Source organism: Mangrovibacter sp. MFB070, from assembly GCF_000705335.1.
In the GTDB taxonomy this organism is placed as follows: domain Bacteria; phylum Pseudomonadota; class Gammaproteobacteria; order Enterobacterales; family Enterobacteriaceae; genus Mangrovibacter; species Mangrovibacter plantisponsor.
The window spans coordinates 311,857-325,462 of record NZ_JJMI01000025.1 but is presented as its reverse complement, the minus strand read 5'-3'; the positions used below and the strand labels follow the sequence as shown (position 1 = coordinate 325,462).

The window sequence follows — 13,606 nt, the reverse complement described above, 5'->3', positions numbered from 1 at the left end:
GCGTTCTGCGCGAAAACATCCTACTTTCCGCGAATGGAAAATCTTTCGGCACTACTGATCCCGTTATCCCGCAGTTTCATTTCTGTGACAAACCTCTAAAAAATTAAAGTAAAAATCTTAACATCCGATAACAACAGTGCTTTCTCGTGCGGTGTCAGGTTTGCTCCGCCGAAGGAAGTAAATATATAAAGAAAACATCAACATAATTCATATCTCTGATCTGCGTTTTTACTTTTAAATCAACTCGTTATATTACCGGGAGAACCTATGTTTAACTTTAAGAACCTGAAGGTCGGCATCCGGCTGGGCATCTCATTTGGCCTGGTGGTGGCATTACTGGTCGTGGTGGGGGTCACCTCCATCAGCAAGATTAACAACATTAAAAGCGGAATATCTTCAATTGTTGAAGACCGGTACGTCAAAGTGCGCCTGGCTTTTGACGTGCGTGATGGTGTTAATGACCAAATCAAATACCTGCGCGGTATCGTTATTGATACCACCCGCCCGCAGAACAATGAAAACCGCCTGAAGCAACTGGCGCAAGCCACTGAACGCACCAATGTTGCACTGAAGAAAATCGAAGCGATTCAGGTAACGGCTGTCGGTAAGAAGAAAATTGCCGGTTTAGTCGAAGCCAGCCATAAGTTTGAACAACAGAAAAATGAACTGCTGGACCTGGTTCGCGCCGGGAAACAGGATGAGGCCAGTACCTATGTCCTGAAGACGATAACCGGTACACAGAATGCTTTTCTCGAAGGGGCTGTTGCTTTTGCTAATTCGCAATCTGTACAGTTGCAAAATGAAGGCACTGGCATCATTGCAGACGGTTCAACCGCGATTATGGTCACGCTGGTGTTCTCAGCTATTGCTATTGTCGCCTCGATTATTCTCGGCTTTTTGCTGACGCGTTCAATCGTTCAACCGTTGAATAAAGCGGTGAGCATTGCAGGTAAAGTGGCTGCTGGCGATCTCAGCACTCACATCGAGGTGAAGAGCAAAGATGAAACGGGTGTGCTGATGCAGGCGTTGAAAAGCATGAACGATAACCTGCTGACCATTGTTTCTGATGTGCGTGCTGGTTCTGACACCATTGCCGTGGCCTCCAACCAGATCTCCAGTGGCAACATTGACCTCTCCTCCCGTACTGAACAGCAGGCCAGTTCGCTGGAAGAAACGGCCTCGGCTATGGAGCAAATGACATCTACGGTGAAACAGAATGCTGAAAATGCCCACGAAGCAAACAAGCTGGTCGCCAATACCTCTGACGTAGCAAAAGAAGGTGGCGCAGTGATGGAGCAGGTGATTGATAAAATGGAGGCAATTACGCGTTCATCGAAGAAAATCGGCGATATCATTAGCGTGATCGACTCAATAGCCTTCCAGACCAATATTCTGTCACTCAACGCAGCAGTAGAGGCTGCGCGCGCCGGTGAACAGGGGCGCGGCTTTGCAGTTGTTGCCAGCGAGGTGCGTAACCTTGCCCAGCGCTCTGCCTCGGCAGCGAAAGAGATCAAAGTGCTGATTGAAGATTCCGTGGCGCAAGTTGATGAAGGTAGCCGCCTGGTATCCCACGCTGGCTCAACCATTACTGAAGTGGTGAATAGTGTGAGTAGCGTGGCGAGTATAATGAACGAAATTACCATTGCCAGCAGCGAGCAGAGTAGCGGCATCAGCGAAATCAACCAGGCGATTACGCAGATGGAAGCGGTAACCCAGCAGAACGCCGCACTGGTGCAGGAAGCGTCTGCAGCTTCCCAGGCGTTGCAGGACCAGGCTGAACGCCTGACTCAATCAATAAGTGTATTTAAAACCGGCCAATATTTGGCACTGAGCGCAGTGTAAGGCTATTTGACGGTGGTGAATATTCTCCACCGTCATCGCACTACTATGCAGGTAAATACAAAATATGCAGGCAAGTAAAAAACCGCAGGGGCTGCCGCCAGGTTTACTGCAACAGGCCGGGGTTGTTAACAACGATCCGGGTAGTTAGTTATTCTGGTACAAGTCCCAACGGTTGCCGTAGAGGTCTTCAAACACAACGACCGTTCCGTACTCTTCCTCGCGCGGTTCCTCACAGAAGGTAACCCCCGCCGCTTTCATGGCCTCATAATCCCGCCAAAAATTGTCTGTCTGGAGGAAAAGGAATACCCGCCCACCACACTGGTTACCGATAAACGTTTCCTGCCTGCTATTTGAAGCGCGGGCCAGGAGCAGGTTACAGTCACTTTCCACATTGGGTGTCACAACGACCCAGCGTTTCCCGGGTTGAGGTGTATCTTCAACCAGGGTAAAACCGAGTTTGTTGGTGTAGTATTCAATCGCGCGGTCATAATCGTCGACAACGATTGCCACATAGCCCATGCATCTTTTTTGCGTTCTCAAAAATTAACTCCTGCGTTTTGGGAAACCGTTCACCAGAAGTTACCATACTAATGCACCAAAATCCGTGAAAGTACGTATTAAAAATTTCTATTTCAAAAAATAAAGTAACGACGAGTTATTGCGAAGTATTATTTTCTGTATTTCTGATAAAAACATATCAGCTGCATGTTTATCATGCTTAGTGATACTGTGATAGCTATAGATGATATTAATAATGTCATCTTCATTGAAGTTATTATTTGTCTCAAAAGATATGGCAATTAACCATTTCAAGAGCAACCATTCGGATACCAATGCATAAGTACTGGTGAATGGATCAGTGCCATTTTTCACCGGGAAAAACTCTTCATACATCTTGTACTGAATAAAATTACTTAACAGGTAGGGGCGCTGCTGTAACCAGGGTAGCGCTTTCTCTTGCCATATCTTATTTAGCTGTTGTACCGGGCTGATGTATTCATTCTCTACTGAAATACTACTTTTTAGGTCAATTAACGCCTGGGAATAGTGGCGTAAAACAGAACTGCCCCGGCCTTCATTTTTGGTACTCAAATATTGTTGCAATTGCATAAGCAGCGAAGACTGCAACTGGTAATCGCTGTGTAACGCATCAATATTTTTTCTTATCTGTCCATTCCCGATACTGGTCTGAACTTCTTCGAAATAGGTTAAAAGATTTTCATACTGAAGGTCACTTTCATCCTGTTCATCACGAAAAAGCAACAGCATTATAATTCCGTAGAAACCCTCTTCTATATTCATACCGCAACTACTCATAATATTGGTACTCATCAGATTGAGCAGGCGGTCTTCCTGAAGGATATCTGGCCCTTCCATAACCTGAGGGCTTTGCTTTACTTTCTCGCTGTAGAGCATGGCCTGCGGTGTCAGTAATAGTCTTTTGGTTGCTTCAGGACAGGATAAAGTCAGATTACTGCGGATTTCATATTTATAGATAGAGTAAATGCGTGGGTAAAGAGCACAAGTTGTACTTAGCGCTTTCTCACCAAGGTGTTTGTGTACTTTGCACAAACGCTCTTCATCAAGAAAAGCACAATTACCGCTGCTGGTTAAATTAATCCGCCCCCAGCTGTCAGGTTTTTTTTCTGTTATGGTGATATCTTTCACTGCAATTTGACGAATTTTTAGCTCGTCACTCTGCATGTAACGCTGTACTGTCGACTTGTCGATTTCGATATCCCAGCCTTTACAACAGTGATCGATGCAGTCGCTCCCGACACAACGAAACTGGCTGAAAAATGCTGGTTCAACAATAACGATATCTTCCATAAATTTAGTTCTCTTCAGGAGAAGACAAAAAAGTTATTCGAAGATAACAAAAATAACAGCCGTCAATAGCCATAACACAAATCAAATCATGCCTGTTTTAACCTGAATAGTTTTGCTGACGGCTTAACTCTGTTGGGGGTTTTATCAATCTGTTGGTTTTTTTTATCAATACGTTGCATTCTGAAGTTAATACCTTGTTTTGGTTAGTTCTGATACCTGTTTCATTCAGCCATTTTCTAAAAAATTTTGATTGCAGTTACCTCTGTGCGTATCCCGGAGATCTGATTGAATTACTTGATGAACAGGCAAGACTGTGAGCAAAGTAACTTTGCAGCATAATAAGTAATAGCCACTGTCAGTCATACTGGTAGTGGCTATTTTACAACCACAATTTACAATGCCTGGCTGAATGGGGTTACAGCCGGTTAACCACCTGTTGCAGAACCAGCATATTGGTTCTGTCCAGGAGCCGTTCACCACCCCGCATAGAAGCGACAGAGATATGCCAGTCTGCATGTTCGCCCTGTGGCAGAATTTTGGCACTGATATCGTAATTTGCGCTGGCAAAATCTTGCGTGATTAAGCTTTGTATTGGGGTAAGGTTGGTGCGCACCAGTTGGTTCTCTGAACCAGCTGAATAACGTAACGGGTGGGAACCCATTTCCTCGTCCAGCGCTTTTGCTGCTTTCTCGCTATCTTTTAATACCTTGCTATACAGCCCCTGAAAAAAGTCATTCAGTTTATTTCTCAGTTTGGCAACTGACTTTATGGTTTCAAGAAAGTCTTTATTAGTCGCGATTTGTACATCTGAGAAGTTATTGCGCAATAAAGCCATCGCTCCGGATGCCAGCCCGGTTGCCCCTAAAGAAGATAACGCATAACGGGCCGCAAGAACGGAAAGAGAAGAGCCTGCTTGCGAAGCTGCAATAACGGCGGTGCCTGCACCGAAGCTTGCCAGACCGCCAATACCTGCCAGTATTTTCCCCGCAATATCATAATAACTTTTTGTTTGATCCCGGTAGATATTGCCGCCATAGCCATACATATGAGCCGGCGAGGTTCTGAAACGCTCAAAAAACTCAGGATTACTCCGCATAGTGATATTGCGGCGGTCAACACCCGTCAGTGATTCCAGCTCATACTCTTCATCATATTGCCTTCTGCCTGGTGTTCTGCAGGCAGAAAGTAACTGCGTATAGCTGTTCATAATGGAACGTTCTGAGCCGTTTTCGAACTGATGTAATGTGTCATTATCCAGCTCATTAACGAATGCGATGATAATATGCATTTGTTGTGTCTTAAACCGCGAAGTATCAGAGACTACAGTATTTATTTCAGATGTTATATCTGCCATAGCGGTATCTCCGGCGTTGATTAAAGTTCTTTATTCTGTTTGATATCCCAGCCAGATGAGGTTTCTGCACCTTTGGTGCCCTGAGTAGATTGTTCCCAGTAATGCAGATTGACTTTAGAAGCCTGAAACAAGTAATTCACCATTATTGTATCGGTATGGCCTACGCCACTGAAACTGGTTTTGGTAACCAGAACATCTTCAAGAACAATACGCGAATATTCAATTTGCGAACCACCTGCTTTGCAAACAGATAACTCAACTTTACTGACATGCTTGCCATTGGCACAGAACTTGAGAATAGTCGGCGTTGCTTTATCTATTAATGCCTGTACTGAAAGGTCCTGAAAATTAACTTTCCCCGCGCCACCACCACCACCTACACTCATATTACCGGGCTGTTCCGCTGCCCAGTTAAATGACAGTACATCAATCCAGCCGGAGTGATTTGAATCTTTAGATTCGCCAGTTACACCATCAACCTTTAAATACATATCAATAGCCATATAAAATTCCTATATTACAAGTTTTATTAATGGGTGGTTAGCCATTAACTCTAGAGTAAATTTCGGTGATTTAAATGAATTAATCATGACATAACGAAAACTGGGATTAATCTCACTCGATTAGTGTGCTAAGCATCTGTCTGGAGTATAAATTTTTGTGAAACACAGGGATATTTACGTTTTGAAACTTTTACCCTTTCTCAGGGCACAATCGAATTGTTGAAAACCTCTGAGTGGCAAGGGAAAAATCAGAGGCTTTGGGGGTTATGCTATATGCCTGGGAAAAGATATATCCGTCTTTTCTGTGTATTTACCCAGCCATTAACTGTGGTTTTGTTGTGTTACTGACTCTGTAGTGTTGCTCAGTGTTGCTCTTACATGCGGAAGGCTATGGGGGTAATTTTGCTGAATAAATTCAATCATTTTTTCCCGCACATAACAACGTAAATCCCAGGCCGTCGGGGAGTTCTGGGCGGTCATCAGTAACCTGATTGTCATGGTTTTATCTGTGGTGTCAGTAACCTGAAGTACCTGAGTCTGTTGATCCCAGAGCTTTGTTTCACTGAGCACTTTTTCAAAATGCTTACGCAGGGGCTCTAATGGCATCGAGTAATCAACGTAAAGAAATACAGAACCTAATATTTGTGCGTTATTACGCGTCCAGTTCTGAAAGGCGTTCTCGGTAAAGTAGGTAATAGGTAATACCAGGCGGCGCAGATCCCAAATGCGCACTACAACATAGGTCAGGTTTATTTCTTCAATCCAGCCCCATTCATTTTCAACCACCACCGCATCGTCAATTTTTATCGGTTGGGTAAAGGCTATCTGAATGCCAGCAAACAGGTTGACCAATGATTTCTGCAGGGCAAAACCGATGATAATCCCTGCAACCCCGGCACCTGCCAGAATGGTCGTGCCAAATTTCCTGACTCCCGGAAAACTGAGTAAAATCAGCGACAGGCAAAATAACACCAGCAGTACGATAGCAACTTTCTTAACATATATTATTTGCGTGCGGATTTTACGGGCACGAAGATTGTTTGAAAGATTAATGTCATAGCGAATGAACAACATATCCTGGACGACATTCGTCAGGCGAATTAACACGGAACAAAATGACAATATAATAAATATATTGGCGGTTGATGTTATCAAATTAAGAGCAGTTGCGGGGATATTGATATAGCGAATCCCAACATTGATTAACAATAAGGGGATAAACAAAAGCATGGAGCCACGCAGGTGCTTCTCCAGTGATTTGAAGAGCTTTCTGTCACGGTTTTGCCAGTAGCGAATGAACCGGAGCAGTATAAACCGTGCCAGAAAACCGACTGCGAATGAGAGCGTGACCAGCAATAAAGCCGGTACCCATGATGGCGCGTCAGATAACTCACTAAATATCAATTGCATCATTTTCCCTTATGTTCCGCTAACGACAATCGTTGCCAGCTGAGCTGCAAAATCAGTAACCGTTGCCTTCTCACTTATCTGTGGATGACATAATCATTGCAGATAAGTTTATGAAAAATTTAATCAACTGGCTTATTACTCAGATAAATCACTTGTTCAGAAGCTGAACTTCATTGTGCTAATTTTTTAATTGTTTGAATTTTATGAAATTATTTCATTTTTGAGTATGATTCTTAAAACTGAATCGCCAGCGTTCCACAGCGCTGAACACATTACCCGGTAGCAAATGTTCACCAGCAATTGCAGTATTAATCGTTATATAGTCAAATACATAACGATGGTGATGTTAAACGAGGAACGCAATGAATCTGTTTATGTTTTATGTTGGTGGTAACGCCGGTAAATCTAATATTGAAGTACATGACATTCAATTTGCCGTGGCTAATGACCCCAAAGACGCCTGGCCAGCACTGAGAAAGGCCTGGTTTGGCGACCGTAATAAAATTCATATTGATGGCTATGCTCGTATTACCTGGGTTGACGGATATGCGGTTACTCTGAGTACTGAGCCGCCTCAATCTGCGGAGAAGTTATTCTTCGTAAACGTCGGGGGATACAGGGCGGATACACTGGCAGAACTGCATGAGTTTGACTTATTTGTTGCCCGGAATGCTCCGGATGCCAGGAAGAAAGCGTTACAGACATTGTTGTGCGGTGCTGAACAGCAACACAAAGATAACCTGAAGGATGTTGATGATTGCCTGTTACTTGAAAAGGTTGGCGAGCTATTTATTCATCTCACCCCTTGTACTACTGGGCAACAGTATCGGCCAGAATGGCAGGGATATCAGCCGATAGGTGCCTGATTTTGGGCAGGCCTCCAGGCCTGCCTTTAGCCAATTCCCAGCCAACTGTTGGTGTAGATAACACTTAAAGTAATCGCAATAGTTTTGCGGGGTTCCCGGCATAAATACCTTTAACCAGTACAGGTTTAGTTACTACGCTACCAGCGCCAATAACCGCACCACTGCAAATCTCTGTGGTCAGAATTGTTGCTCCGCTGCCCACCGTAACTGCATCGCCTAATACTATATTAATCCAGTTTTCAGCACAGGAATCAGGGCTACCCGTTTTGACCACTTTCAAATACTTTCATACTTATCCCTGATGGTTAACAGAGGTTTAAGAATAGTGCATAATCTGTATGAGATATTTAGCCTCTTACATAAACCTTCTTCACATGAATAAGTTCAGCCAGGGTGATTACAGGCCTCAGCATTAACTGCATGCTGCCAACCACAAATAACCATGTTCCGTCAGTCATCAGGGCGTCATAGAAGAAGAAAATACTGCCAATCAGAAACCATAACGCTATCAGTAAATCGTTTAACGCCCCCAGTGCCCGGTAACGGCGTTTAATGATGATGTGGTCGGCACCGAAATCTATTTCTGCTTCTCGCTTGCGCATCCATCCCCCGTGGTTTATCGGTTTAACTGTTTCAATCAAATTACACTGGGATTGCGGCTATTTCTGGCTTCGGCTGTAACAGGATGTGTGATGTGCTGCGCCAACAGAAGCTACGCCTGGCCAGCCATACGTTGTATTGCCTGGCTGCGCAGTTCAAATGCCATACGTGCTTTTTCTGATAACGGAGCCAGAAGCTCAAACCCATGGTTCACGCCAGAGTAAAGATGAAATTCGGTTGGTATTCCCGCCGCCACGGAGCGGCTGGCCCAGTCAAAACACGCCTGGCAGAATAAATCCAGCTCACCAACATCAATAAATGTAGGGGGAAGCCCTGCGAGGGATGTTGCTGCCGACGGGCTGACAAAAGGAAGCGCAGTTTTATCGACATCATTCCCCAGGCGTGCGCGCCAGGCCGTTTCAATTTCGTCTGTGGAAATGGAAAGTAAAGAGGCCAGCTCTGGCGTTATTTCTGCAACCTGATGATTAAGCATGGGGTAAACCATTACCAGCCCGGCCAGTGTTATTGAGTGGGTTAACGCCAGGAGTGCTGCGGAAGCAACAATACCGCCACCGCCACTGTCTCCCATCAGCACAATGCGTGAAGGGTCGATATCCAGTTGGGCGCTGTTTTCCCGCAGCCAGTGGAGTGCTGCTATTACTTGTTCTGTCTGAGCTAACCCGGATGTTTCCGGAGACAGGCCATATTCAAGTGACAGGAATTCAACCCTGCTCTGGCTTACGTAGTTACCCACAATTTTGTCGTACAGACTGACACTCCCGGCAACACCGCCACCGCCGTGGATATACAAAACGATACCGCGTGTTAAACGGTTTTCCGGCGAATAACGCCGTGCCATAAGCTGTTTATCCGGGAGTGGCAAGTGAATATCCTGCGTGCGAATTCCTTCATACTCAGGAAATTGTTGGTTGATTAACCGGTACAGCGCATTCGCGCGGTTACGCCACTCCAGGGGATTCCCGGGTGTAAAATCGGGGAGTGACGCCAGAGCTGGCTGGAGTCGCGTAATTTGTTCTGCGAGTTGGTTATCAATTTTGTAGCTCATCAGATTTCCTCATTAGTGGGTTTACACTTGTGAGTATGCTGAATTATGCTTTTGTCTCAAATGACATAAAAAGGTTCTTTTAGGACATGCTGACTTCCGTTGGATTTTTGATCTTTCCTGAATTTAACCTGCTGGATTTAAGTGGGCCACTGGGCGTTTTTGAAACAGCCAACAGCTTGCTGGACCCGGAAAACCGCTATACGCTGGATATTTGTAGTGTGCGCGAAGGGCTGGTTAAAAGCTCTGGTGGTGCAGTTATGCAGGCAAACAGCGTACAGGGAAAAACGTTCGGTACTCTGGTTGTTGTTGGTGGCTCAGGGGTTGATGCTGCTTGTGGCGACCCGAAAATACAGTCTCTTTTACATGACCGAACTGCATCACGTTATGTTTCGGTTTGTACTGGCGCATTTATTCTCGCATCAGCAGGCATGCTGGATGGCAAAAAAGCAACCACACACTGGGCAAGAGCGCCGGAATTAAAACGATTACGGCCGAATATTCAACTGGAAGCTGATGAGATAGTGATTGAAGACGGGAATATCTGGACATCCGCGGGTGCGACAGCAGGCATGGATATCGCGCTTGCTTTGGTTGAAACAGACCACGGAAAAACGATAACCCATGCAATTACCCGCACATTGCTGATCCCCCAACGTCGTACTCGCGGGCAGTTGCAGTATATGAATCTACAGTCCATTGCACCACCACCACCCAGAATACAAAAGTTGCTGGATTACATTAGCCAGAACCCGCAGGCCGATTTGAGTGTGTCTGTGCTCGCTGAACGCGCTTTTCTTAGTCCACGCCAGTTGTCACGGGAGTTTCTGGCTCATACCGGTCTTTCGCCGGCCCGTGTTGTGGAGAATATACGGGCGGAGTTTGCGCGTGCCCGTATCGAAAATACGGGTACTCCGTTGGCAACCATTGCAGCACAGAGCGGCTTTACGAATACGGCGATTATGCGTAAAGCGTTCATGCGCAGGTTCAATATCTCACCACGTAATTTACGCCGGGGCACTGGCATCAGCGTGTTGTAGCTCTGGCTGGTAATTTTGCGCCTGCAGTGCAGAGGGAAGGCGGAATGTTTGTCGTCTCAGAATTGTTGGTAAGCCAACCTGCCATGCTGGTAGCGATATAGCACATGCCATGGGCGGCTTTTTGGAAAACGCATCAATGCTGCTGCGACAATAAGTTTTGCAGCCAGTCGGAAAAAACGCGTACCTTACGTGAGAGGTGGCGGTGAGGATAAATCAGCGACAACTTGCGTGGCGGGCAAGGGTTACCGGGCAAGACTTCCACCAGAAGGCCCTTTTCAATCCAGGGTTTGAATAAAAATGCCATTCCCTGAAGCAACCCCAATCCTGCCAGCCCTGCGGCTACATAGGTCCCGGAGTTATCGAGTACCAGTTTACCCGGAATGTACACTTCTGCGGCCCCTGTCGCCGTCTTAAAAAACCAGGGGAAAATTTGCCTGCTGCTACTGTTTACCCAGTTAATGGCTTGGTGTTGCTGCAAATCCTCAATGGTTTCCGGTGTGCCATGCGCAGCAAGGTAAGCGGGGCTGGCACAGGTAAGCATCTCAAGATTACTTATTTTGCGGGCAACATACTCACCATCTTCCAGCTCACCCATACGTAAGGCGCAGTCCAGACCATCGTGCAGCATATCCCGGCGAAGATCAGAACTACTCAGAATAATTTCAATATCAGGGTGCTGAAGATAAAAATCGGCCAGGTTTGGCACCACCACTGACGCAGCAAACGCGACGGGCATATCCACGCGTATTTGCCCGTGTAATGCCCGTTCCGGGGAAAACGCATCCAGTAAGTCATCTGCCTGAGACAGCAACGGCTTGCTGCGGCGATAAAACTCTTCGCCTTCCGAAGTCAGGTTAATTCGCCGCGTGGTTCGCTGCATTAAACGCGCACCACAATGCTGTTCCAGTTGTTGCACTGCTTTGGTTACTGCGGGGCGATGGATTTGCAGGTTATCTGCTGCCTGGGTAAAGCTGCCAGATTCAACAATTTCTATGAAAATCTTAATACATTCAAAGAGATTAATTTGCATGTTTGTGTGCTTTACCAGGCGGAGTAATACAGCTCATTGAGCTGAGTTAAAAGATATTATTACGATTTTAATAATAGTGTTGTCATTTTTTAGCTATTTTTCTGAATAATTTCACTCCCTACACTCTACGTATTCCCTGACTGAACCCTCACCAGGGCTGATTTGACTGGTTACGACATGTTGAATTACCTGATGAGCAAGAAGGGCACTCTTTTATTTAAGGACATCACGCTATGAATAATTCACGTATTTGCCAGATTCTTGGTATAGAAAAACCGGTTATACAGGGCCCGTTATCCTGGCTTACTGATGCACGTTTAGTTGCCGCTGTCAGTAATGCTGGCGGGTTGGGTGTTCTGGGGCCAAATGCAGGTTTAACGGCGCAAACCGCTGTATCTACGCCACATGAAACGGCTGAAAAAATGCGTGAAGAAATTCGCAAAACCAAACAGCTTACTGAAAAGCCATTCGGCGTTAACCTGATCCCGACTCCGGAAAACGACCAGTGGACCCCGCCAATTGTGCGTGTAATTAAAGAAGAAGGTGTGAAAGTCGTGGTCTATACCGGTTATGGTGACGGGGCGGTGATCCCGGCTTTATTTAATGAATTGAAAGCTGCGGGCATTACTATTATCTACCGTGACATCAACCCAACGCCGGAAAATACCCGTATTGCCGAAGCCGCCGGTGCCGACATCATTGTGGCAACAGGGTTTGATGAAGGGGGAACGTTGCCCGGAAAGGCGTTAGGAACATTTTCCATTGTGCCACTGATTGCCGATTCTGTGGTTAATGTGCCGGTGCTTGCCGCAGGAGGAATAACCGACAAGCGAACTGCCAGAGCGGCTCACGCGCTGGGTGCCAGTGGTGTATTTGCGGGTTCTGTCTTTATCAGTACCCAGGAGAGCCGGGTTCCCCAGTCAGTAAAAGAAAAAATCATCGCAGCCAATGGGCTGGACATGGTGCTCTTCCGAACTCTCCCTGATTACTACCGTTCATTACCTGGCAAGCTGGTGGGTAAACTGGCGCAAATGGATAAAGCCGGAGCCAGTAAAGACGAAGTGGCAAAGGTGATGGGGGGATTACGCGGTTTGCGCCTGGGTATGCTGGAAGGCAATACCGACGAAGGTTATATTTCCCTGGGGACAGGGATTGGTAGTATTCATGGTGTTCACAGCGTGGCTCAGGTGGTAGATGAATTAACGTTGTGACTGATTCCCGCCTTATACGGCGGGAATCATTATTTATTCAAGCGCACTATTATGTTACCAGTGTTTTGTGCATCCATTGAATGGCCTGCCAGCACTGGTAATAAAAATTTCTCCAGGCCTGGCGAGAGAGTTGTACCTGAAAATATAATTAAGATACGTTTATCTAACTGCCATTCAGAGCAATTAACACAAGGGTTAGTTTTTCTGATATTCAACAATGAGAATTTAATTAGCAACTTCAAATGTAACATCAGCATTGCCTGTATGCCTGAAAACGCCGACACCAGAATGAATGCGCCCTATTTTTTGCAGGTTGCTGATACGCTCACCGTTTTGCTCATACATGATGACAAAACTATGGCGTGGAGCCCAGTAGACGATATCGCCCACTTCATAACCACTGGTTTGTAGTTCGTTTGCCGGCAAAGCCTCTGGAAAGCGGTAACACATTTCTCGATTGTATAAATCTTCCATCGGCAAGGTTAGCGGGAATCGAGAGATCAACTCACGGGTAGTTGCATTGTTATAAAACGTTGCCGTCATTACCTGGTTACCGGTGGTTATTTTCACTTTAATACCACCAGTATCTGCAGATATTGACCAGAATGGCACAGCAGCCAGGGAAGCCAGAGCAAGCAGAGCCGGTTTGAACATAGCATTCTCCATAATATTTAATATATATACATTAAATAGCACCATTTTCAGTACTGCTTTAAAAACAGGTTATTTATGTACCTTCAGATTATTTTTTATTAGCGCTACCTGTGCTTTGAAACAGAAATCAGCAGCGACGGTTAAGACGGAATTCAAATCCAGGCCGCCAGGCGACATGCAGAACACGGTTTTACCTCCTGACT

13 protein-coding genes and 1 pseudogene are annotated in these 13,606 nt (G+C 45.8%); 4 read left to right on the top strand and 10 right to left on the bottom strand.

Annotation, left to right across the window (positions count from 1 at the left end):
* The first annotated feature begins 267 nt into the window (after nucleotides 1-267).
* A complete protein-coding gene (locus tag DT73_RS13715) occupies nucleotides 268-1,842 on the top strand; it encodes a methyl-accepting chemotaxis protein (protein WP_036109845.1) in 1,575 nt (524 codons plus the stop codon).
* Nucleotides 1,843-1,986: 144 nt separating this feature from the next.
* Here DT73_RS13715 and DT73_RS13710 read toward each other — a convergent pair whose 3' ends face one another.
* From DT73_RS13710 to DT73_RS13690, 5 genes are all read right to left on the bottom strand, one after another.
* Nucleotides 1,987-2,382 carry a VOC family protein gene (locus DT73_RS13710; protein ID WP_036109843.1) on the bottom strand — a complete coding sequence of 132 codons (396 nt, stop codon included), beginning with the start codon at nucleotides 2,380-2,382 and terminating at the stop codon, nucleotides 1,987-1,989.
* A gap of 87 nt (nucleotides 2,383-2,469) precedes the next feature.
* Nucleotides 2,470-3,672, bottom strand: coding sequence for a flagellin lysine-N-methylase (gene fliB, locus DT73_RS13705; protein WP_036109841.1), 1,203 nt, complete (start codon nucleotides 3,670-3,672; stop codon nucleotides 2,470-2,472).
* 415 nt (nucleotides 3,673-4,087) lie between these two features.
* Nucleotides 4,088-5,026 (bottom strand): hypothetical protein, encoded by a 939-nt coding sequence (locus DT73_RS13700; RefSeq protein ID WP_036109838.1) that lies wholly within the window; start codon nucleotides 5,024-5,026, stop codon nucleotides 4,088-4,090.
* Between the two features lie 20 nt (nucleotides 5,027-5,046).
* Nucleotides 5,047-5,529 (bottom strand): type VI secretion system tube protein Hcp, encoded by a 483-nt coding sequence (locus tag DT73_RS13695; RefSeq protein ID WP_036109837.1) that lies wholly within the window; start codon nucleotides 5,527-5,529, stop codon nucleotides 5,047-5,049.
* 321 nt (nucleotides 5,530-5,850) lie between these two features.
* Entirely contained in the window at nucleotides 5,851-6,939 is a 1,089-nt protein-coding gene (locus DT73_RS13690; RefSeq protein ID WP_200874793.1) for a mechanosensitive ion channel family protein, read from the bottom strand.
* Nucleotides 6,940-7,301: 362 nt separating this feature from the next.
* Here DT73_RS13690 and DT73_RS13685 point away from each other — a divergent pair, with 362 nt between their 5' ends.
* Nucleotides 7,302-7,805 (top strand): DUF1543 domain-containing protein, encoded by a 504-nt coding sequence (locus DT73_RS13685; protein WP_036109831.1) that lies wholly within the window; start codon nucleotides 7,302-7,304, stop codon nucleotides 7,803-7,805.
* Between the two features lie 64 nt (nucleotides 7,806-7,869).
* On the opposite strand, the pseudogene DT73_RS26780 reads toward DT73_RS13685, so the two are convergent.
* From DT73_RS26780 to DT73_RS13670, 3 genes and pseudogenes are all read right to left on the bottom strand, one after another.
* Nucleotides 7,870-8,073, bottom strand: a pseudogene (locus DT73_RS26780) (N-acetyltransferase); the annotation flags it as partial.
* Between the two features lie 79 nt (nucleotides 8,074-8,152).
* Nucleotides 8,153-8,407 carry a YrhK family protein gene (locus DT73_RS13675; RefSeq protein ID WP_036109829.1) on the bottom strand — a complete coding sequence of 85 codons (255 nt, stop codon included), beginning with the start codon at nucleotides 8,405-8,407 and terminating at the stop codon, nucleotides 8,153-8,155.
* Nucleotides 8,408-8,517: 110 nt separating this feature from the next.
* Nucleotides 8,518-9,471, bottom strand: a complete 954-nt coding sequence (locus DT73_RS13670) for an alpha/beta hydrolase fold domain-containing protein (RefSeq protein ID WP_051691383.1) — start codon at nucleotides 9,469-9,471, stop codon at nucleotides 8,518-8,520.
* An 86-nt stretch (nucleotides 9,472-9,557) separates the two neighbouring features.
* Between DT73_RS13670 and DT73_RS13665 the strand changes: the two genes are divergently transcribed.
* On the top strand, nucleotides 9,558-10,508 hold the full coding sequence (locus DT73_RS13665; protein ID WP_051691382.1) for a GlxA family transcriptional regulator: 951 nt from the start codon (nucleotides 9,558-9,560) through the stop codon (nucleotides 10,506-10,508).
* Between the two features lie 133 nt (nucleotides 10,509-10,641).
* Here the strand turns inward: DT73_RS13665 and DT73_RS13660 are convergent, their stop codons facing one another.
* On the bottom strand, nucleotides 10,642-11,538 hold the full coding sequence (locus tag DT73_RS13660) for a LysR family transcriptional regulator (RefSeq protein WP_036109825.1): 897 nt from the start codon (nucleotides 11,536-11,538) through the stop codon (nucleotides 10,642-10,644).
* A 233-nt stretch (nucleotides 11,539-11,771) separates the two neighbouring features.
* Between DT73_RS13660 and DT73_RS13655 the strand changes: the two genes are divergently transcribed.
* Entirely contained in the window at nucleotides 11,772-12,749 is a 978-nt protein-coding gene (locus DT73_RS13655) for a nitronate monooxygenase family protein (protein WP_036109822.1), read from the top strand.
* Between the two features lie 225 nt (nucleotides 12,750-12,974).
* Here DT73_RS13655 and DT73_RS13645 read toward each other — a convergent pair whose 3' ends face one another.
* Nucleotides 12,975-13,403: a cyclophilin-like fold protein gene (locus DT73_RS13645; protein WP_036109815.1), complete on the bottom strand. Its 429-nt coding sequence runs from the start codon at nucleotides 13,401-13,403 to the stop codon at nucleotides 12,975-12,977.
* Nucleotides 13,404-13,606: the final 203 nt, after the last annotated feature.

Bases quoted from the DNA above. Each gene is read 5' to 3' on its own strand.
- DT73_RS13660 (WP_036109825.1), bottom strand. From the start codon at position 11,538: ATGCAAATTAATCTCTTTGAATGTATTAAGATTTTCATAGAAATTGTT.
- DT73_RS13715 (WP_036109845.1), top strand. From the start codon at position 268: ATGTTTAACTTTAAGAACCTGAAGGTCGGCATCCGGCTGGGCATCTCA.
- DT73_RS13685 (WP_036109831.1), top strand. From the start codon at position 7,302: ATGAATCTGTTTATGTTTTATGTTGGTGGTAACGCCGGTAAATCTAAT.
- DT73_RS13675 (WP_036109829.1), bottom strand. From the start codon at position 8,407: ATGCGCAAGCGAGAAGCAGAAATAGATTTCGGTGCCGACCACATCATC.
- DT73_RS13645 (WP_036109815.1), bottom strand. From the start codon at position 13,403: ATGTTCAAACCGGCTCTGCTTGCTCTGGCTTCCCTGGCTGCTGTGCCA.
- DT73_RS13695 (WP_036109837.1), bottom strand. From the start codon at position 5,529: ATGGCTATTGATATGTATTTAAAGGTTGATGGTGTAACTGGCGAATCT.
- DT73_RS13700 (WP_036109838.1), bottom strand. From the start codon at position 5,026: ATGGCAGATATAACATCTGAAATAAATACTGTAGTCTCTGATACTTCG.
- DT73_RS13655 (WP_036109822.1), top strand. From the start codon at position 11,772: ATGAATAATTCACGTATTTGCCAGATTCTTGGTATAGAAAAACCGGTT.
- DT73_RS13665 (WP_051691382.1), top strand. From the start codon at position 9,558: ATGCTGACTTCCGTTGGATTTTTGATCTTTCCTGAATTTAACCTGCTG.
- DT73_RS13690 (WP_200874793.1), bottom strand. From the start codon at position 6,939: ATGCAATTGATATTTAGTGAGTTATCTGACGCGCCATCATGGGTACCG.
- fliB (WP_036109841.1), bottom strand. From the start codon at position 3,672: ATGGAAGATATCGTTATTGTTGAACCAGCATTTTTCAGCCAGTTTCGT.
- DT73_RS13670 (WP_051691383.1), bottom strand. From the start codon at position 9,471: ATGAGCTACAAAATTGATAACCAACTCGCAGAACAAATTACGCGACTC.